This window comes from Paenibacillus sp. 1SOY10, assembly GCF_056836745.1.
Map to the genome: position 1 here is coordinate 513411 of NZ_JBXENK010000002.1, position 19493 is coordinate 532903.

Genomic DNA, 19493 nt, shown 5'->3' on the forward strand with positions numbered 1-19493 from the left:
AGTGCTGAAAGATGCAGGCAAGATTGTTGTTGGAGGACGGCACGTTGTTTACCGGAACCTCGTTTGGAGCAGAAGGGGACAAAACCGGCGAAGTCGTTTTTAATACAGGGATTACAGGCTACCAAGAGGTTCTGTCCGATCCATCTTATTGCGGTCAAATCGTGACGATGACCTATCCGCTAATCGGAAACTACGGAATTTCGCGTGATGACTTCGAATCCGTTGCACCGTCGATCCACGGCTTTGTCGTCCGCCGTTATGAACCAACCCCAAGCAACTGGCGGGCGCAGTACAATTTGGGTGACCTGCTTAAGGAGTACGGCATTCCCGGCATTACCGATATTGATACACGGATGCTGACCCGCTTGATTCGTCATCAAGGGACGATGAAAGGGATTTTGACGACATCAACCAAGTCGATTGAAGAACTACAAGAAATGATGCTCGCAACAAGCATTTCCGAGCTGCGCAATCAAGTGGCGCAAACCTCGACACAACATGTCTACAGTAGCCCGGGCTCCAAGGAGCGGATCGTGCTGGTAGACTTCGGGGCGAAAAGTGGTATTTTGCGCGAACTGAACAAACGGGATTGCGACGTAGTGATTGTGCCGCACAACACAACGGCCGAAGAAATTCGTCGCCTCCATCCTGACGGAATCCAATTGTCCAATGGACCTGGGGACCCGAAGGATGTTCCTTATGCCGTAGACATGATCTCCGAACTGCTTGGTGAATATCCGATCTTCGGCATTTGCCTGGGACATCAACTGTTTGCCCTTGCTTCGGGTGCGGATACCGAGAAGCTGAAATTCGGACATCGCGGTGGCAATCATCCGGTGAAAGAACTGGCCTCAGGACGCTGCTATATTACCTCGCAGAACCACGGTTATACCGTCAACGAAGCTTCCATCTCCGGTACGGAATTGGAAGTTACGCATATCAACAATAATGATAAGACTATAGAAGGCTTGCAACATAAGAAGTATCCGGCATTCTCGGTGCAGTACCACCCAGAGGCAGCTCCGGGACCATATGACAATAGCTATCTATTCGATCGATTCATCGAGATGATTCGTGAGCACAAACGGTTGTACCCGCAAAAGCCTCGTCAGGCCGAGATTATGGCCGCTGCGAAAGGAGAATTGTAATTCCATGCCGATCAAAAAAGACCTAAAGAAGATTCTCGTTATCGGCTCCGGGCCGATCGTTATCGGTCAGGCGGCCGAGTTTGACTATGCTGGAACGCAAGCCTGTCAGGCCCTTAGAGAAGAAGGCGTCGAGGTTGTGCTGATTAACAGTAACCCGGCTACCATCATGACAGATACGAACATGGCCGATAAGGTTTACATCGAGCCGATTACTCTGGAGTTTGTTACGCAGATTATCCGTCAGGAACGTCCTGATGGTCTGTTGCCAACGCTCGGCGGACAAACGGGCTTGAATATGGCTGTGGAGTTGGCTCGTGCAGGCGTGTTAGAGCGGGAGAACGTGAAGCTGCTGGGAACACAGTTAACTTCCATCGAGAAGGCAGAGGATCGGGACTTGTTCCGCGAGCTGATGCGTGAACTGGAGCAACCGGTACCGGATAGCACAATTATTACTACGCTGGAGGAAGCCCTGAATTTCGCAGAAGAGATTGGGTACCCTCTTATTGTGCGGCCAGCTTATACACTTGGCGGTACGGGCGGCGGTATTTGCGCCACGGAAGAGGAACTGCGAGAGACCGTTGCTTCGGGGATTCGCTACAGTCCCATCGGACAATGCCTGATCGAGAAATCGATTGCTGGCATGAAGGAAGTCGAATATGAAGTTATGCGGGATGCCAACGACAACTGCATCGTGGTCTGCAATATGGAGAACTTCGATCCTGTCGGTGTACATACCGGGGACAGCATTGTCGTAGCGCCAAGCCAGACTCTTTCCGACCGCGAATATCAAATGCTGCGCTCCGCGTCGCTCAAGATCATTCGTGCGCTTAACATTGAAGGTGGATGTAACGTACAATTTGCGCTGGATCCCCAAAGCTTCCAATACTATGTTATTGAAGTGAATCCGCGGGTGAGCCGCTCTTCGGCCCTAGCTTCCAAAGCTACGGGATATCCAATCGCCAAGATGGCAGCCAAGATTGCCCTTGGCTATACGCTGGACGAAATCATTAATCCAGTGACTGGGCAAACCTATGCTTGCTTCGAGCCAACACTCGACTATATCGTCAGCAAAATTCCACGTTGGCCGTTTGATAAATTCATCCATGCCAACCGGAAGCTGGGCACGCAAATGAAGGCAACTGGCGAGGTGATGGCAATTGGCCGAACCTTCGAGGAATCGATCCAGAAGGCCATTCGCTCGCTGGAAATCGGTACGCACCGCCTGTATTTGAAAGGGGCAGATAAGCTGGATGACGAGACGCTGAACACGCGGCTCATCAAAGCGGACGACGAGCGTCTGTTCCTGATTGCCGAAGCTTTCCGTCGCGGTTATACGCTGCAACAAATTCACGATTTGACCCAGATTGATTGGTGGTTCCTGGACAAAATCGAGAGATTGGTGGCCTTCGAGGCAGAAATCACGCGTGATGCGCAGCTTGATTACGATACGCTGTACCAGGCGAAGCGTCTGGGCTTTACGGACCGGGCGATTGCCGAGCTTCGGGCTGCGGCTCAGCCGGCCGGCACGCATTTGGCCGAAGCAGATGTTAGAGACTACCGTCTGGAGCACGGCTTGCGCCCTGTATACAAAATGGTTGATACTTGTGCGGCCGAATTCGAAGCCTCCACTCCTTATTACTACTCTACCTATGAGACGGAGAACGAAGTGCTGCGGACGGATAAGGAGAAGATTGTTGTACTTGGCTCCGGTCCGATTCGCATCGGGCAAGGGATTGAATTTGACTACTCGACGGTGCATGCCGTCTGGGCGATTCAGAAGGCCGGCTACGAAGCGGTTATCATTAATAACAACCCGGAGACAGTATCTACGGACTTCAATACCTCGGATCGTCTCTACTTCGAGCCTTTGTTCTTCGAAGATGTTATGAACGTAATCAACGAAGAGAAGCCGGTTGGCGTTATCGTGCAATTCGGTGGACAGACAGCGATTAACCTCGCGGCACCTCTGCAAGAGGCAGGCGTGCGAATTCTAGGAACATCGCTGGAAAGCATCGATGAAGCGGAGGACCGCAAACGGTTTGAGGCATTGCTGTCACGCCTGGATATTGCCCAGCCACAAGGCAGCACAGTAACTTCGGTAGAAGCCGCAGTAGGCACGGCACAGTCACTGGGTTACCCGGTGCTGGTCAGACCTTCCTATGTCTTGGGGGGCCGGGCGATGGAGATTGTCTACTCGGATGCCGAGTTGCTGAAATACATGGAAGAAGCGGTGAATATCAATCCACAGCATCCGGTGCTGATCGACCGTTACATGCTGGGCAAGGAAGTCGAGGTCGATGCGATCTGCGACGGAGAAACGGTACTGATTCCGGGGATCATGGAGCATATTGAACGGGCCGGAATTCACTCTGGAGACTCGATCGCTGTCTATCCACCACAGCACCTGTCCGATGAATTGAAGGAGAAGATTGCGCTTATTACGATCAAGATTGCCCGCGAACTGAACACGGTCGGGCTGGTCAATATCCAGTTTGTCATCTACAAAGGTGAAGTGTACGTCATCGAGGTGAACCCACGTTCCTCGCGGACGGTGCCATTCCTCAGCAAAGTGACCAACATACCGATGGCTAATGTGGCAACGCAGTGCATTCTTGGCACCAAGCTGAGCGATCTGGGCTACAAGGACGGCCTATGGCCAGAGAGCAGTCAGGTAGCGGTCAAGGTTCCAGTCTTCTCCTTCGCCAAGCTGCGCCGGGTAGAGCCGACCTTGGGACCGGAGATGAAATCCACCGGGGAAGTCATGGGACGCGATCCGCAATATGCCAAAGCGTTGTACAAGGGCTTGATCGGGGCTGGAATGAAAATTCCGGCGACAGGCGCCATCATTGCAACGGTAGCTGATAAAGATAAACAAGAAGCGGTGGAGCTATTGCGTGGCTTCTACCAGCTAGGCTATCAAATCATTGCGACCGACGGTACGGCTTCGGCTTTGATTGAAGCCGGCATTCATGTCACGACAGTCTACAAGCTGTCGGAAGGGGTGCCGAACATTCTGGATCTGATTCGGAATGGGGAAGCCCACTTTGTCATCAATACACTGACCAAGGGCAAGGCACCGGAACGGGATGGCTTCCGTATTCGCCGTGAAGCCGTAGAGAACGGGGTAGTCTGCATGACCTCGCTGGATACGGTTCGCGCTTTGCTGGAGATGCTGGAGACGATTAACTTCTCCTCCCAAGCAATGCCGTCATTATAAAAGAAGTTCAAAGCTAAGAACCAACTACACTTAAGCGGCGGCTCGGAAGCAAATAGCTTCGGAGCCGCACGCATGACTGGGGGAGCCAATTTGCGTTCATTTGAAGAAGCGGCCGGCAGGCTGATCGTCGGACTGGACTTTCCGGAGGCGAAGCAGGCAAGAAATCTCTTGAAGGAGCTTGCGGGAATTCCTTGTTATATGAAGGTTGGCATGCAGCTCTTTTATACGGCTGGACCCGATTTCATCCGTGAGCTGAAGGGGCAGGGCTACTCCGTTTTTCTAGATGTAAAAATGCATGATATACCGAATACCGTTAAGGGCGGGGCGAACAGTATTACCCGGCTGGGCGTTGATATGTTCAATGTTCATGCGGCCGGGGGACTCGATATGATGAAAGCGGCTAGAGAAGGCGCTCTGGCAGCTATGGAGGCCGATGCTTCGCTACCAACTCCACAGATTATTGCGGTAACTCAGTTGACTAGTACGAATCAGCGGACATTAAATGAAGAAATCGGCATTCTCGGGAACGTAGAGGATGCAGTAGTGCATTATGCCTCCCTGGCCCGAGAGGCTGGTCTGGACGGCGTAGTCGCTTCCCCGCTTGAAGTGAAGGCAATCAAACAACGCTGCGGACAAGCCTTCCTGACGGTGACGCCAGGCATTCGTCCGGTAAGTAGCGCCATGGGGGATCAGTCGCGAACGCTTACCCCTGGAGAGGCGATGCAGCAGGGAACCAATTATATCGTGGTAGGCCGGCCGATTACTACGGCGGCGCAGCCCCGCGAAGCGGCGGAAACCATTATTGAGGAGATGATGCAACAATGACTCATAGCTCTTTTACTTCTGTAGAGGCTAAAATTGCAGCTAGCTTGCTTGATATTGGAGCGGTAGCACTTCGTCCACATCAACCATTCACCTGGACCTCGGGCATTCAATCCCCGATTTATTGCGACAACCGACTAACGATGTCTTATCCCGAAATTCGCGATCTGATTGCCGACTCGTTTGCGGCTCTGATCCGCGAAGTATATCCGGAGGCCGAAGTGATTGCCGGAACCGCAACTGCGGGCATTCCGCATGCCGCCTTCGCAGCCCAAAAGCTGGGCCTGCCCATGGCATACATCCGTGATAAGGCTAAAGGCCACGGCAAGGAGAATCAAATCGAAGGGTTAATCAAGCCGGGTCAAAAGGTCGTGGTCATCGAGGACCTGATTTCGACAGGTGGCAGCTCAATCAAGGCCGCTGAGGCCGTACGTGCCGCTGGGGCTGAACCCCTCGCTGTGCTGGCCATCTTCAGCTATCAATTGGATAAGGCTGTTCAGGGATTCGCCGATGCTGATATTCCCCTGCAAACTCTCTCTAACTACACGGCCCTGATCGATGTAGCCGCGGAGCGTGGAGATATCAAGCAGGAAGACCTGTCACTGCTGCAATCCTGGCGGGAAAACCCGGCGGCGTTCGGGAAGTAAGACAGGCTACTTAACTAAACAGACCATCCACAGGATAGGACAGCGGCTTAGCCCTCCCCCTGCGGATGGTCTTCTTTTATTTGCTGCGGTTAAATTGATAATTCTGGTATTTTTCCACATTTCGCAGACTAGTCCAAATGTCCGGGGACTCACCGCCGATATGCCAATACGCATAACCTGCGAGACCGAAATGAGTCCCTAGTTGCAGCTTGGCGGATAGGGAGCGGGCATCCTCCAGCCATATACGGTGCTTGGTGTTTGCCTTCCAGTATTCGGTCGTGTACTGCCCCGCTTCGGAGTTCCACTTCAGAGTGCTTCCGGCTGCCTGTACCCGTTTGTTCTGCTCTGGCAACGAGAGGTCCTCGGACGAGAGGGTGGTCCCTTGGGTATTGATGGCCCAATCCCTGGTATACAGCGGCATGCCAAGTATCAATTGATTCGCGGGGACTTGGGTGACTAGCTTGTCGAGCTGCTGCTCTACCCAGTTTAATGAGGCTACAGAGCCGGCCTTATATCCCGTCCAGTGCTCGTCATAGGCCATGATGACCAAATAATCAGCGTGGTTGGCCAATTCGGCATAGCTGTAGGCTGCGGACCAATCGTTGCCGAGATCAGGCGGGAGGTCGACGGATAGAACCGTATCAAGGTCATGCAACTCCTCGGCCAGCCTGGCAATGAAACTGGTGAACAAGTCACGATCCGAGGCGTGAACATTCTCAAAGTCGATGTTAATACCCGCCAAGTCGTATTTTTGGACATAGGACTTGATGCTCTGAATCGCGGTGGACGATAATGCAGCGGAAGCGAGCATCTGATGAGTGGCCTTCTGGTCAAAGCGGTTCCCTACCATGGCCCATATCTGCTTGTCGTTACTCTTGGCCCATGTATTCAATGAAGGAACGGTTGAATCTGAAATATGCCCTGTGCTTTCGAGAAAATACCATCTGGGCGACAGCACGTTGACATTGGATTGTAGCACAGACTTCTGATAAGCCTCGGTAGATTGACCGTATTGCCAGCCGATATGAAGGGTTGGGGACGAAGACGGTTCAGCGCCTGCTGTCAGCGTATCCTTCCAACGGGCATCCTCCAGCAGACGATCGAAAATAACAGCCGTCTCCTGACGAGTAATGGATTGAGCCGGGTGGAAGAGTCCTTCACTCCCTTGCATCAGCCCGAGTGCCGATATGGCGGTGACATAGGGGCTGGCCCAAGCCGCGATGCTTGAGTTGTCCCGGTAGGTAGAAAGCGAGCTTGCGGCAGGTATGGCTTGCTTGAGCGTCTTGCCCAGCCATACTGCGGCTTCTTGACGTGTTAGTGCTTGATCAGGCCGAAAGGTACCGTTCCCGAGGCCATTGGTCAATCCAAGCTCGGTTGCAGCCTGAATCGCTCCATAATACCAGGTGCTCCTTGGCACATCGGTATAAGCGGAAATAGCGGAGGTGGCGGGAGTGATTCCAAAGGCTCGGATCAGTACGGTGATGAACTCAGCCCTGGTGACGGGACGTTTCGGGGAGAAGGCTGTTGCTGTAGTCCCTTGCATGATGCCGCTGGCATGCAGGCGGGAAATAGCTTCCCTAGCAAAGCTGGTTGAGATATCATGGTAGGGAAGCGTGGCGGCTGATGCTGGTTCTTGGCGAGTGGTGGTATATGAAAATAGCAACGTTCCTATGAGCATAAGCAAAATTATTTTTTTCATAAAGTAGTGCTCCTTGGTGAATTTGGTAGAATTGTCCTTAATTCTAACAGAATTGTAATCTTTCATCAGTGTTTAAAATCTGGAAATATATTATCAATTTCGTAAAAGTCGTTGTAACTTTTTGACATCGTATTTCGTTTATAATGCAAGACATACTGACTTGCTGGACAAGGCAAGATACGCACCACAAATCAAGAAATGGGAGACCGATACACGATGATGCGATGGCTTCGCAAAACGGAAAAAGTGAAAGGTAAGTCCGAAGAAGAGTCACGCGCTTCACGGGCCCAGATTGCTGTGGCTTTGGATGAAAGCGCTGTGGAGGAGGCTGAACCGGAGGCTCGTATAGCTGCTAAGGCACGGGTAGAGGACGAGCGCGAGAAGGGGCCGATATTGTCGGTCAGGGACGTACACCGATCATTCCCGGTGGGCAGCGGAGAAATCAAGGTTCTGAAGGGAATTGATATGGAGGTGCTCGCTGGCCAATTGGTGATGCTTAAAGGCCGGTCCGGCTCGGGAAAAACGACGCTTCTGAATATGCTCGGTGGCCTCGATCAGCCGACATCCGGTGAAATTTTGTTTCGTGGGCAGCCCCTACATCAATTAAATGATGATAAGCGGACGCTGCTGCGACGTGATCAGATTGGTTTTATCTTTCAGGCCTACGCGCTTCTTCCTTTGTTGTCCGCTTGGGAGAACGTGGAGCTGTCACTGCGTATGGCCGGAGTTCCTTCCCAGGAGTGGAAGCAACGCGTCACACATTGCCTGGAGCTTGTTGGACTGGGCAAGCGAATGTTTCACCGACCGTTTGAGTTGTCCGGTGGGGAGCAGCAACGGGTAGCGATTGCCAAAGCGATTGCGCACCGGCCTAAGCTGTTGCTGGCGGATGAACCAACGGCCAATCTCGATTCGCAAATGGGAGCACAAGTTATGGCAGTATTCAAAAATATCATACAAACCGAGCATGTCACGATTTGTATGACGACACACGATCCTACAATCCTGGAGGTAGCAGACCATGTTTACGAAATGGTGGATGGCAAATTTATCAGGTAAAGGGGGGAGAGTTGTTCGGCTGGCGGGCATTTTGACCTTGAGTCTAACGTTAGTAGCCGCATCCGGCTGTGCTTTGCTTCCGGATGAAGAGGCGGAAGAGGACTTGCCTGTAATCACGCCGCCGACGATATCCAAGAAACCGGAATACGAGGTGCGCACGGAGACGATCGAATTGAACGTCAGCGCGGTCGGTAAAATTATGAGTCAACGGGAGGAGCCTCTATTCTTCACAGAGGATAACCTTCATGTCAAAGAGGTGCTCGTTAAAGCTGGAGACAATGTGAAGCAAGGCGATGTGCTGATTCAGTTGGACGTGGAGGATATGCAGAAGGACCTTCGTAAGAAAAGATTGGAGTTCCGCAAGCAGGAAATCGCTATGAAAGAGCTGCTGCGGACCAAGGATGAGAAGGACCCTATCGAATTTGAAGAGGCGTCGATCGTTTTCGAAGAGCAGCGTCAGGATCTGGCGGACTTGGAAAAAACGATTGCGGACGGTACGCTCAAAGCACCGTTCTCCGGTACGATTGTGTCTATTGCAGCGCAGAAGGGCGGTTCGATTAAATCCTATGATACGGTAGCCGTTCTTTCGGATACATCTTCGTTGGTGGTTGCGGCGTCTTTTGCCAAGGAAGATTTGACCAAAATTGCCGTAGGTATGAAGGCGAAGGTGGATATTAATGCGTCCGGGGTTTACGACGGTAAGGTCAAGGTTATGCCGGTGAGCACGGGCTCTGACAATAATGGTAACAATAACAGCAATCCGAACCAGCCGGAGAAGGATTCTATTGATAAGTACGTGATTGTTGAACTTGCCAAATGGCCGGAAGGCATTGAACGGGGCCGCCCGCTTAGCGTGGCTATCGTGACTGAACGCAAGGAGAATGCCGTGTTGATTCCTGCGTCTGCCCTGCGTACCATTGGCTCGCGGACTTATGTTCAGGTTGTTGAATCGGATGGCGCCAAACGTGAGGTGGATGTTGAGGTCGGGCTGCAAACTTCCACGGATGTAGAAATTGTGAAGGGACTTACCCCGGGACAGAAAGTAGTGGGTCGCTAGATGGGTATTCCTTTATTACGCCTGCTGTTCCGTAAGATGTGGAACACGAAATGGCTGACGCTGAGCACTTTGCTAGGCCTGATTGTCGCCGTCTCGTTCACTGTCAGCATCCCGATGTATTCGGACGGCTCGCTGAAGCGAGTGGTCGCTACAACGCTGAAGAGCGAAAGTGAAGGGCTGCCGGCAGGCTCCTTAATTATGAGTTATCAGGCGGCGGGCGGTACAAAAACGGATCAGGGCGCCTTGGAGGCTGTTAACCAATATATTGTTGACGAGGTTCCGCAGGAAATTGGTTTTCCGTACGATTCTTACGTAAATACTCGTGCCATTCGTGGTACCGAGGTATTTCCGGAAGATCCCACAAAGGTGGATGCCAGCCGGACGAGAACCATGTCGATCCTCTCAATGAGCGGCTTGCAGGAGCATATTTCACTTTCGGGCGGTCAAATGTTTTCGGATAGTGTCAACGACAATATGGTCGAGGCACTGATGTTGGAGGAGGCGATGTATCGCCAGGACCTTCACGTCGGTGATGTGATGGAATACCCGGTATACAGCGGGGTAGATATCACGCTCAAGGTCAAAATCATCGGCACTTTCCAGCCTGAAAATGAGAGCGATTCTTATTGGTATCAAGGCTTTGAAGGGATGATGAACAGCTTCTACATCTCGGAAAAAGCGTTTAATGACGTATTGTTAAAGCAATTATCTATACCTTTGCATAATTCAAGCTGGTATTATGCCTTCAACTTATCTGAAATCCAGACCAGTCAGTTGTCACCGCTATCCGATACGCTGAATCGGCTGAACGTGGACCTGTATCAGAAACTCAAGGATACCAAGGTTGATGTTTCATTCGGCAGTCTGCTAAGTGATTTCCGCAAGCAAAGCTTGCAAATGCAGACCTTGCTGTTCACGCTGGCAGCTCCAATGATAGCGATGGTATTCTATTACATCGTGATGAATGCCCGCCAGGCGCTGGATAAGCAACAGAGCGATATTGCGGTGCTACGTAGCCGGGGCGCGTCAACGAAGCAGATTATTCTTATTTATTTGCTGGAGAGCCTGATCCTTGGAGCTATTTCTTTGATTGCCGGACCTCTGCTGGGTTGGTTTATGTCCAAAAGTATCGGTTCTGCGGACGGTTTTCTGACCTTCGTCAATCGTCAATCCATACCGGTTGGATTTAATCTGGATGCTCTCGCGTTAGGCGGGGCAGCGGTAGTTATCGCTATCTTGGCTACCTTGCTGCCGGCGGTGTCCTACGCCAGGTCATCCATTGTAAAGGCGAAGCAGAAGCAAGCCCGTTCCGATCGTGCGCCATTCTGGCAACGGTGGTTCATTGATATCGTGTTGATGGCCATCGCGGGCTATGGTTACTACCTGTTTAATGAGCGGCAGATGCTGACCTTCCAGACCGGTATGACGACGGATGAATTACAGGTGCAGCCGTTTCTGTTCTTCGTGCCTGCACTGGCGATATTCTCCATCGGCCTTTTCTTCCTGCGGGTATTCCCGTGGTTGTTGAAGCTGATCGGCTGGCTCGGCAAGAAGTGGTTGCCGGTGCCTTACTATTTGAGCTTAACCCAGCTATCCCGTTCTTCTTCGTCTTATTATCCGTTGATGATTTTGCTTGTGCTGACTCTGGGGCTTGGTGTGTATAACGCCTCGGCAGCCCGGACAATTGATTTGAATTCAACGGAACGCACTCTCTACAAGTACGGCTCGGATGTCATTATGCGGACCGTATGGGAAGGGACCGCTGAGATTACTCGTCCAACCCAAGGGGGTTCCGGGGGGAATCAAAATCCCGGTCAAGGCGGAAATTCCGGGCAACCGGGAGGCGGTGGTGGGAATCCGGGTGCTCCAGGTGGGGGCGGCGGCTCTGGTGGCGGTGCTCCGGGAGGAGGTCAAAATCAGCCACCATCTAAGGTGATTTACTCTGAACCTCCGTTTGAAATTTTCCGGGAGCTTGATGGTGTTGAGCATGCCGCACGTGTGCTTCAAACCAAGGGGAATATTATTGTGTCCGGACGTTCGGCCGGGCAAGGGAATGTGATGGGGATTGATAACCTGGACTTTTCCAAGGTGGGCTGGTTCCGAAATGATCTGTTCCCTACTCATCCCTTCCGTTATTTGCAGTTTCTTGGCATGAATGAAAGTGCAGCGTTAATACCTTCTAACATGGCGGAGAAATACAAGCTGAAGTCGGGGGATGTATTCACGATTGCGATCGGCGATCAGACGGTGGAATTTGCCGTTTATGGTATTTTGCCATATTGGCCTAGCCAATACCCGGATCAAACTCCGTTTGTCATCGCCAATCTGGACTATATTTATGATCAGGTTCCGCTCATTCCTTATGAGGTATGGTTGAAAATGGAGCCAGGAGCCAAGGTGGCTCCGCTGATTACCAAGTTAGCCGAGCAAGGCATTGATCTCTATTCGGTTGATGACGTGCGCAGCGAACTGGCAGCACAAAGCAAGCACCCGACACGGGGCGGAGTATTCGGTATTTTGAGCCTGGGCTTCCTCGTTTCGGTCATTGTCTCACTGATCGGTTACATCCTGTATTGGTTCTTCAATCTCTCAGGCCGGGTCGTTCAGTTCGGGATATTGCGGGCGATGGGTCTATCGCGGAAGCAGTTGACGTTTATGCTGCTGGCTGAGCAGATTTTGACGGCAGGACTGTCTATTGCACTGGGGATCGTTATCGGGAAGATTGCCGGGAAGCTGTACCTGCCCTTCCTGCAAACGGCTGATAATGTGACGACGCAAGTACCGCCGTTCCGCATTGTGTTCGATTCTCAGGATACGCTTCAACTATATGTGGTGGTATTCGTAATGCTGCTGCTGGGTGCCGGGCTGCTGCTCTGGCAAATCCGGCGCTTGCGGGTGCATCAGGCCGTTAAAATGGGAGAGGAGCGTTAAAGATGATTCAATGCGAAGGACTCGTCAAGATTTTCAAATCCGAAGACATCGAGGTTGTGGCGCTCCAAGGCCTGAACTTATCGGTTGAGCAGGGCGAGATGATGGCGATCATCGGCAACAGTGGTAGCGGTAAATCAACGCTGCTGAATATTCTGGGCGGGCTGGATCATCCTTCGGCAGGGCAAGTGTCTGTCGGAGGGTGGGACCTGCTCAAGATTCAGGATGACCAATTGGTAGAGTATAAGCGCAATACGGTGGGGTTTGTCTGGCAAAATAATGCCCGTAACCTGCTGCCCTATTTAACGGCGCTGGAGAATGTAGAGATGCCGATGCTGTTGACCGGCAAGCTGGATCGGGCCTACGCTCAGGAACTACTGGAACGCGTAGGGTTGAAGGATAGAATGCACAATAAATTGCACCAGCTTTCGGGGGGGGAGCAGCAGCGGGTGGCGATTGCCATTTCGCTGTCTAATCGTCCGAAGCTGCTGCTGGCCGATGAACCTACGGGTTCGGTGGATACGGCGACCTCCGATCAAATCATGCAGATCTTCCGGCAAGTCAATCGGGAGCTTGGCATTACGGTCGTTATAGTTACGCATGACTTGACGTTAGCAGGTAAGGTAGATCGGGTGGTAGCGATTCGTGATGGTCTGACCAGCACCGAGTTCGTGAAGCGCAATCCCAACCTGGATTTGGCTGCGGCAGAACTGGCTGGTGGGCTCCAAGAGGTGCATGAGGCGTTTGTGGTCGTTGACCGCGTGGGTCGGCTGCAAGTTCCTAAAGAGTATCTGGATTCCGTAGGAATTAGCGGCCGGGCGTCGATGGAGTTTGATGGGGAGAAGATTGTGATTACGGCACCTAAACCATTGGAGGAGGAACAATCATGACTAAGAAATATGGGAGGCTTAAGAAGCTGCTGTCCATTTCCCTGACTGCTACGCTGGCCTTGGGCCTGCTGGCAGGCTGCAACAGCGGCAAAGCCGTGGACAATCAGCAGGAGAAGGTTCTGCGTATCGGGGTACTGTACGGGGGATATGACGACTCTTATTTCCGTCAACAATACACTGATGTATATGAGTTTATGAATCAGAATGTCCGTATTGAAATTGTTCCGGCGATTGATCAATCCCAGTATCGGTATCAGGACGGCTCGCAGCCATATGTTCAGCCTGATTATCTGGAAAGCATGAAGCAAGTGATGGGCGGCAGCAATCCGGTCGATATTGTTGTGACTGATATTGCCGTGCTTAATCAATTGATTAAGGAAAACATGCTTAAATCACTGGACCCGTTGATTCAGGAGGATAAATTTGATACAGCGGACTTTGTTCCTGCGGTCATTGACGGAATCAAGGATATGGGGGAAGGCAATCTGTATGCTCTGACCCCTTCCTTCTCCTCCTCGGCATTGTACTATAACAAACAAATCTTCACGGATGCGGGTGTAGAGCCTCCTACGGACAATATGACCTGGGAAGATATCTTTAATCTGGCCCGCCGGGTAACGAAGGGTGAGGGGAAAGAACGGGTTTATGGCTTCACCTTCAGTCGCTATATGGGTAATGATCCATTCTGGGATATGCAATCTAACTATATCCCTGCGCTTCAGCTCAAGACCTTTGACGACAAAGCGGAGACGATGACGGTGAATACGCCGCAATGGACGAAGGTGTGGGAGACGATTAGCAAGCTGTCCAAGGAGAAAATCCTTCCGGATAGCAACTCTATGATGGATGGAATGGATGGCAACTGGACTCCGATCAGCAGCGATATGTTCCTGTCAGGCAAAGTAGCGATGACGATTGGCGAGAATTACTATGTCAACGAAATCAATGATGCTAATAATAACGCCTCAAAAATCAAAAACTTTAAGGCTGTGGATTGGGACGTAGTTACGGTTCCTTCCCATCCGGAGAAGCCGGGTGTGGGGGGCAACATTTGGCTTAATAATTTATTTGCTATCAATAGCGCTGCCCCTAATCCGGAGACGGCCTGGGATTTCATTAAATTTATTAATGGTGCGGACTGGGCTAAATTAAAATCCCGCAGCAATTCTTATGAAATGCTGGCCCGGAAAACTTATATTCAACCGAAAAACGGACTGGATTACAACATTCAAGCATTTTATTTGTTGAAGCCGGTACCGCCTAGTGATTCCAAGCTCGATAAATTGATGATGGAGAAGCCGGGACTGTACAGCGTCAACGATAGTGGACGCCAGTTCTTCCAAGAGGTACTGGAGAATAAGAAAACGCCTGAGGAAGCCTTGAAGGCGTGGGAAGAGAAAGGAAATACCATGCTGCAAGAGATTAAGAACAATCCGAAAACCCAGTTCCAGGGTGACGGTACGCCATTTGTTCCGACCGATGCGGCTGTGGAAGGATAATTCTCTGAATTTACCAGCTTATAAAAAGCCGTACGGTGCTAAACCGACGGCTTTTTTTGCTATTAATGGGTATTCTATAACCAGGCCCAAAATGAGGAAAGAAAGCTACTCTGGTGAAAGGATGATGGCGAGACGTATGCGCTGGGTGTATTTTAACAAGTTGTATCGAACTAAATTTCAAGCTGGATGCCTGGCCCGCCGGCTGGAACAAGATGGATGGATCTACGGCTTCGACGATATGCGACAAATTGAAATTTACCGTTCCCGTAAGGGCAAATACGGCGTACGCTTTATTGTCTGATCGATGAGTCAGCTCAACCGACCCATGGGCTTGACGTGGACTGCGGAAATCGTGTATATTATTAATTGTCGCTGTTTATTGACGCGGGGTGGAGCAGCCCGGTAGCTCGTCGGGCTCATAACCCGAAGGCCGCAGGTTCAAATCCTGCCCCCGCAATCCATTTAAGTCGTTCGGGCCCTTAGCTCAGTTGGTTAGAGCGGTCGGCTCATAACCGATTGGTCGGGGGTTCAAGTCCCTCAGGGCCCATAATGCGTGAACCCCTTGCCTAGCAAGGGGTTTTTGCTATTTGGTAGGGTGGTAGAGTTGGGGGGAAGATCGATAAGATTATTTTTGGATGGGGATGTAGCAGCCTTGGAATTGGACGGCAGCAAAATAAACTACCCCACCTAAAAGGATGAACAAACGCTTTTGAGTGGGATAGTTCATGAAATATTATCAAATGAAAAACGGTAGCAAAAATAACGCGGTAACTGCACCGAGTGGCACCCGTCTCGGATAGAAGCGGCGACGTGGATAAAATCCTGGAAAAAATCCAAATTGTCTATACGTAGTCTCTCTTGCGGGCATTCCGTTCATTCCATACATCTCGTTTGTCGGAATAGCAAGCGTAATATACTCTTGATCAACATGTGCGATGAACCCATCATGAGATTGTCCGTCAGAAGTAGTAATACCGACATACTTATTCATACAATTCCATGCGAGTTGTTGATAATTGGTATCCATGGATGACCTCCTCGAAGTTATTACTCGACTACAGTCTATGGACTTCAACCCATTCCGATCACGGCAAATGCCCATAGATCAGAAAATAACTCTTAAGGAAGATAGCTTTAGTCGCTATATTGATACGGGATTAGCTGATTTCAGTGATGAATAAGCTGTAGTTGGTCGTGCAAATGGCTATATGTGCTGACGTGAATTGAATGTCCACGGGTTCCAGAAATTTTTAGTGTGGTTTTGAGTTTGGTTTCATTAAGATTTTTTGTAGTACGCATAATTGAGGTATGCCATTCGTTGTGTTAAGATAACAATAGAAACAAGGAGGCTGCGCCACAGCCTCCCCGGTACAACACTTGGGTGGAATACCTCCAAGAATGAGCTTGAAAATAACCCGTTCCCTTGGCGCTTAACCTGGGCGGGTTATTTTCGTTTATTCAGATAAGTGAGGAGTGCAAGGACAAACATTCCAAGCATCATAACTTCTGAAAACGAAAAATGCATAAGCATCACCTCCGTCTGGAGGTAATACTTCCCACCCAAGTTCAGTTGTACAAGCCAAATTATACCATGAGTCTGCGATTTACGCAGGCTCTTTATTTTGCTCAAAGGGAGGGGCTGGTCTGGTTATTTCTGTCCTCTCCAAGTCCTCTTACTGTCCGTAATCAGGCCCATAAATACCTACTACCTCCGCTAGAATGAAGGTAGCAGATAACTGTTGCTAAATAAATTTGCAGGAGGAGATCCGAATGGCCAGTAATACGCCGAATCTCAATTTGTTAAAAAAAGACCCTATAGTCGACAGGAATGATACATTCAACATTCAAACCATGCTCAATGATAACTGGGATAAGATTGATGCAGCTATGGGCGATATTGATATCCCTGAAGCTTCCCTCGATGTCAAAGGGAAGGTACAACTCTCCAATGCTCTAAACAGTGACGCTGAAGACCTTGCAGCTACGCCGAAGGCGGTAAAAGCAGCGTATGATGCTGGTGTTGCTGCACAGGTGACGGCGAACGCAGCTAATGCTGCGGCAGGAGCGGCGCAAACCAAGGCCAATGCAGCAGAAACCCCGACAGGAGCGCAAGCCAAAGTAAATGCTTCAGTGGGCAATCTTGCAAGCTTACAGACCACGGCCAAGGGCAATGCGGTCGCCGCAATCAACGAGCTTTTTACGTCTGCCAGTAACGGTAAAACCCAAATCGCTGCCGCGATTACTGGCAAGGGAGTTCCGGCATCTGGCAGCGATACGTTTGCAGTACTGGCTCAAAAGGTTGGGCAGATTCCCACAGGATTAAAAGTTGCCACAGGCTTTGTGACCATAGGTAATAACGGTGGGACAATAACTAATTTACCGTTTAGACCACAGGTACTCTTAGGTTACCTTGGATTTTATACCTACACAGGTCACACCGCTAATTTAGATGTCAACGGCTATATTGTTGCATATGACGTGGGAGGTGGGGTCAAAAATGGCTCTAATTTTAACGGGTATCTTAGAGATGATATATACGGAGTGCATTTTTCAAACAATTTTAGAGACGTAGCATTTGGGGCGAACTCTGTATCTCTACAACTCGTTTACGAGCAAGGCACATTGGGCTACATTGTTTTTGGGACATAGACAGACAATGATCAGAAGCTTTATTTAAAAGGAAGCGCAGAAATCATAAATTCTCAGACAGTGAGATAGCAACGGTCAAGGAAATCATTAAGTTCATGGGGTTCCCGGTGACAGCTGATTATGATCTTGACGGAAATATTAGAGCCGGGGTTAAAATCCCCGGAATGTTTAAAAAGATGGCCCCGCAAATCCATTTAGCCGGGAGATTACTCCAATTTGCCCTACGTGGTATGTCTCATGATCAAACACATGATGAAATATCCAACGTAGAGTGGGAGGAGAAGGTGGCTGCCAACCATCCGAATAAGTAGGTAGTTGAATTGCGGGGGCATTCTCATCAAATAGTATTGAATTGAGTCTCAAATCAGTTTGATTCCGAACATCTATATAAGCTTGCAAAAGTTGCTGGGGGGATTCTAGCTTTGGGGGTAATTGCAACGTTGCCTTCAAAGCAATGACATTGATCCATTCATCTTCACTACGAGTGATATGTTCAACGATCCAGGCTATTGAGTTAGGGTGATTGGAGTGTGTTGCATACCACTGTTCCACCGTCAGTTCCTTTAAGTAAGGAATTAATATCTTTCTTACATCATTTCGGTAGGGAAAAAAAGTTGCAAGGTTCATATGGTTCCTCCTGATACTCTTGTTTATATTGGTTTAGTCTATCATATAAAGGAGGTGACAATGAAGGCTGTTCCTAAAGAGGCAGTGAAACGCGCAAGCAACAAGTCAATATTTCCAGTCAATAAATGATGCTCAAACTATATCAGTTTGGAGTATCATTTTTTTGTTTTCTATTAATGATAGGAGGAAGATCAATGATTCAAAAACTAGGCTTTTCAGCGGATGACCGTTTGTTAATTATTAATGCAGATGATTTTGGAATTACTAAGGGAACTAACGAAGCCATTGTTCACTTGTTTGAGAAAAACTCTATAACCTCTACATCGATCATGATTCCTTGTTCAGATTCAAATGAGGCCATGGAGATAAGCAATCAAAAGGGCATAAAGAATATTGGGATTCATCTTACGTTAACAAGTAGTATGCTAGATCCTCTCACACCTGTTTTCAAAAAAGGAAAATTACATAGTCTAGTTACAGCAGAAGGCTACTTTCACACGGATGGTGCTTTGCTAGAAAGAAACGCCGATGAGGATGAGGTGCGAATGGAGATAGAATCTCAGATTCAAAGCGCCATGTTGAAAGGAATTGATCCAACCCATGTTGATAGCCACGCCGGGAGCATTATGGGGTTATTCACAGGGCGAGATTTTTTAGAGATAACATTTGATTTGTGCGAAAAGTACCGTCTTCCGTTTAACTTGCCTACTAGAATATTAGAGCAATCCTTTTTTAGTCCAGAGCAGCTTAAGTTGTTTCATAAAAGAATATCATCGGCAAAAGATAGAAAAATTCTATTAATTGATGATATGATTTCTCTTCCCTACTGTTCTAGTCCATTTATGGGGTATGGTGGAATGAAAAAGCAGTTAACTGGCATGTTAAAGACCCTAAAACCTGGGATTACCCAACTGACCCTACACCCGTCTAAAATAACTGACCAGTTGATGGAAATCACGGACTGCTTCAAGGAAAGAGAGATAGAGTTTCGTCTACTCCATGATGTTGAAATTAAGGATTTAATTCAAAAAGAACGAATTAAGCTTATATCGTGGAAAGATATACGGGATCTGCAACTGAGTATTTAGAATACGATAACAACAGAGATATCAGAGACAAGCAAGGTTGGCGAGGTAAGCAGAAGCGTTTTTCTGTCCTCCTCATGTCCTCTTACTGTCCGTAATAAGGCCGATAAATACCCCGTGCTTCTTATAAAATGAATTTAGCAGAGATAAGAAATAGCTGCTGGAACTA

At 49.6% G+C, this 19493-nt stretch carries 15 protein-coding genes and 2 tRNA genes; 14 read left to right on the forward strand and 3 right to left on the reverse strand.

Annotated elements, in window-relative coordinates:
• Window positions 1-11: 11 nt before the first annotated feature.
• From carA to pyrE, 4 genes are all read left to right on the forward strand, one after another.
• A complete protein-coding gene (carA, locus tag AC1VOR_RS08175) occupies window positions 12-1148 on the forward strand; it encodes a glutamine-hydrolyzing carbamoyl-phosphate synthase small subunit (RefSeq protein ID WP_482617121.1) in 1137 nt (378 codons plus the stop codon).
• 4 nt (window positions 1149-1152) lie between these two features.
• Window positions 1153-4365: a carbamoyl-phosphate synthase large subunit gene (gene carB, locus AC1VOR_RS08180; protein ID WP_482617123.1), complete on the forward strand. Its 3213-nt coding sequence runs from the start codon at window positions 1153-1155 to the stop codon at window positions 4363-4365.
• A 72-nt stretch (window positions 4366-4437) separates the two neighbouring features.
• Window positions 4438-5190 carry an orotidine-5'-phosphate decarboxylase gene (gene pyrF / locus AC1VOR_RS08185; protein ID WP_482617125.1) on the forward strand — a complete coding sequence of 251 codons (753 nt, stop codon included), beginning with the start codon at window positions 4438-4440 and terminating at the stop codon, window positions 5188-5190.
• Window positions 5187-5834 carry an orotate phosphoribosyltransferase gene (gene pyrE, locus AC1VOR_RS08190; RefSeq protein WP_482617126.1) on the forward strand — a complete coding sequence of 216 codons (648 nt, stop codon included), beginning with the start codon at window positions 5187-5189 and terminating at the stop codon, window positions 5832-5834. Before pyrF ends, pyrE begins: the two co-directional genes overlap by 4 nt.
• A 76-nt stretch (window positions 5835-5910) precedes the next feature.
• Here pyrE and AC1VOR_RS08195 read toward each other — a convergent pair whose 3' ends face one another.
• Entirely contained in the window at window positions 5911-7533 is a 1623-nt protein-coding gene (locus tag AC1VOR_RS08195; RefSeq protein ID WP_482617127.1) for an S-layer homology domain-containing protein, read from the reverse strand.
• Between the two features lie 216 nt (window positions 7534-7749).
• Here AC1VOR_RS08195 and AC1VOR_RS08200 point away from each other — a divergent pair, with 216 nt between their 5' ends.
• From AC1VOR_RS08200 to AC1VOR_RS08235, 8 genes are all read left to right on the forward strand, one after another.
• A complete protein-coding gene (locus tag AC1VOR_RS08200; RefSeq protein ID WP_482617129.1) occupies window positions 7750-8589 on the forward strand; it encodes an ABC transporter ATP-binding protein in 840 nt (279 codons plus the stop codon).
• The gene (locus tag AC1VOR_RS08205; RefSeq protein ID WP_482617132.1) at window positions 8552-9646 is read left to right on the forward strand and encodes an efflux RND transporter periplasmic adaptor subunit; all 1095 of its coding nucleotides are present in this window, start codon (window positions 8552-8554) and stop codon (window positions 9644-9646) included. Before AC1VOR_RS08200 ends, AC1VOR_RS08205 begins: the two co-directional genes overlap by 38 nt.
• Window positions 9647-12577 (forward strand): ABC transporter permease, encoded by a 2931-nt coding sequence (locus tag AC1VOR_RS08210; RefSeq protein WP_482617134.1) that lies wholly within the window; start codon window positions 9647-9649, stop codon window positions 12575-12577.
• A 2-nt stretch (window positions 12578-12579) separates the two neighbouring features.
• Complete coding sequence (locus AC1VOR_RS08215) at window positions 12580-13464, forward strand: ABC transporter ATP-binding protein (protein ID WP_482617135.1); 885 nt, start codon at window positions 12580-12582, stop codon at window positions 13462-13464.
• Window positions 13461-14963: an ABC transporter substrate-binding protein gene (locus AC1VOR_RS08220; protein WP_482617136.1), complete on the forward strand. Its 1503-nt coding sequence runs from the start codon at window positions 13461-13463 to the stop codon at window positions 14961-14963. The genes AC1VOR_RS08215 and AC1VOR_RS08220 overlap by 4 nt, the downstream gene beginning before the upstream one ends.
• Window positions 14964-15087: 124 nt before the next feature.
• The gene (locus AC1VOR_RS08225) at window positions 15088-15264 is read left to right on the forward strand and encodes a hypothetical protein (RefSeq protein ID WP_222860901.1); all 177 of its coding nucleotides are present in this window, start codon (window positions 15088-15090) and stop codon (window positions 15262-15264) included.
• 82 nt (window positions 15265-15346) lie between these two features.
• Window positions 15347-15420: transfer RNA gene (locus tag AC1VOR_RS08230), tRNA-Met, on the forward strand.
• 16 nt (window positions 15421-15436) lie between these two features.
• Window positions 15437-15510: transfer RNA gene (locus AC1VOR_RS08235), tRNA-Ile, on the forward strand.
• Window positions 15511-15699: 189 nt separating this feature from the next.
• On the opposite strand, the gene AC1VOR_RS08240 is transcribed toward AC1VOR_RS08235, so the two are convergent.
• Entirely contained in the window at window positions 15700-15990 is a 291-nt protein-coding gene (locus AC1VOR_RS08240) for a phosphatidylinositol kinase (protein ID WP_482617137.1), read from the reverse strand.
• Window positions 15991-16733: 743 nt separating this feature from the next.
• Here AC1VOR_RS08240 and AC1VOR_RS08245 point away from each other — a divergent pair.
• Complete coding sequence (locus AC1VOR_RS08245) at window positions 16734-17612, forward strand: phage tail protein (RefSeq protein WP_482617139.1); 879 nt, start codon at window positions 16734-16736, stop codon at window positions 17610-17612.
• 168 nt (window positions 17613-17780) lie between these two features.
• Here AC1VOR_RS08245 and AC1VOR_RS08250 read toward each other — a convergent pair whose 3' ends face one another.
• Window positions 17781-18239: a DinB family protein gene (locus AC1VOR_RS08250; protein WP_482617141.1), complete on the reverse strand. Its 459-nt coding sequence runs from the start codon at window positions 18237-18239 to the stop codon at window positions 17781-17783.
• Window positions 18240-18433: 194 nt separating this feature from the next.
• Between AC1VOR_RS08250 and AC1VOR_RS08255 the strand changes: the two genes are divergently transcribed.
• Complete coding sequence (locus tag AC1VOR_RS08255) at window positions 18434-19327, forward strand: polysaccharide deacetylase family protein (protein WP_482617142.1); 894 nt, start codon at window positions 18434-18436, stop codon at window positions 19325-19327.
• Window positions 19328-19493: the final 166 nt, after the last annotated feature.

Excerpts from the sequence above, each read along its gene's own strand:
- pyrE (WP_482617126.1), top strand. The coding sequence starts at position 5,187 with ATGACTCATAGCTCTTTTACTTCTGTAGAGGCTAAAATTGCAGCTAGC.
- AC1VOR_RS08255 (WP_482617142.1), top strand. The coding sequence starts at position 18,434 with ATGATTCAAAAACTAGGCTTTTCAGCGGATGACCGTTTGTTAATTATT.
- AC1VOR_RS08210 (WP_482617134.1), top strand. The coding sequence starts at position 9,647 with ATGGGTATTCCTTTATTACGCCTGCTGTTCCGTAAGATGTGGAACACG.
- AC1VOR_RS08240 (WP_482617137.1), bottom strand. The coding sequence starts at position 15,990 with ATGGATACCAATTATCAACAACTCGCATGGAATTGTATGAATAAGTAT.
- AC1VOR_RS08225 (WP_222860901.1), top strand. The coding sequence starts at position 15,088 with ATGGCGAGACGTATGCGCTGGGTGTATTTTAACAAGTTGTATCGAACT.
- AC1VOR_RS08195 (WP_482617127.1), bottom strand. The coding sequence starts at position 7,533 with ATGAAAAAAATAATTTTGCTTATGCTCATAGGAACGTTGCTATTTTCA.
- AC1VOR_RS08200 (WP_482617129.1), top strand. The coding sequence starts at position 7,750 with ATGATGCGATGGCTTCGCAAAACGGAAAAAGTGAAAGGTAAGTCCGAA.
- AC1VOR_RS08250 (WP_482617141.1), bottom strand. The coding sequence starts at position 18,239 with ATGAACCTTGCAACTTTTTTTCCCTACCGAAATGATGTAAGAAAGATA.
- AC1VOR_RS08245 (WP_482617139.1), top strand. The coding sequence starts at position 16,734 with ATGGCCAGTAATACGCCGAATCTCAATTTGTTAAAAAAAGACCCTATA.
- carA (WP_482617121.1), top strand. The coding sequence starts at position 12 with ATGCAGGCAAGATTGTTGTTGGAGGACGGCACGTTGTTTACCGGAACC.
- AC1VOR_RS08205 (WP_482617132.1), top strand. The coding sequence starts at position 8,552 with ATGTTTACGAAATGGTGGATGGCAAATTTATCAGGTAAAGGGGGGAGA.
- carB (WP_482617123.1), top strand. The coding sequence starts at position 1,153 with ATGCCGATCAAAAAAGACCTAAAGAAGATTCTCGTTATCGGCTCCGGG.
- AC1VOR_RS08220 (WP_482617136.1), top strand. The coding sequence starts at position 13,461 with ATGACTAAGAAATATGGGAGGCTTAAGAAGCTGCTGTCCATTTCCCTG.
- pyrF (WP_482617125.1), top strand. The coding sequence starts at position 4,438 with ATGACTGGGGGAGCCAATTTGCGTTCATTTGAAGAAGCGGCCGGCAGG.
- AC1VOR_RS08215 (WP_482617135.1), top strand. The coding sequence starts at position 12,580 with ATGATTCAATGCGAAGGACTCGTCAAGATTTTCAAATCCGAAGACATC.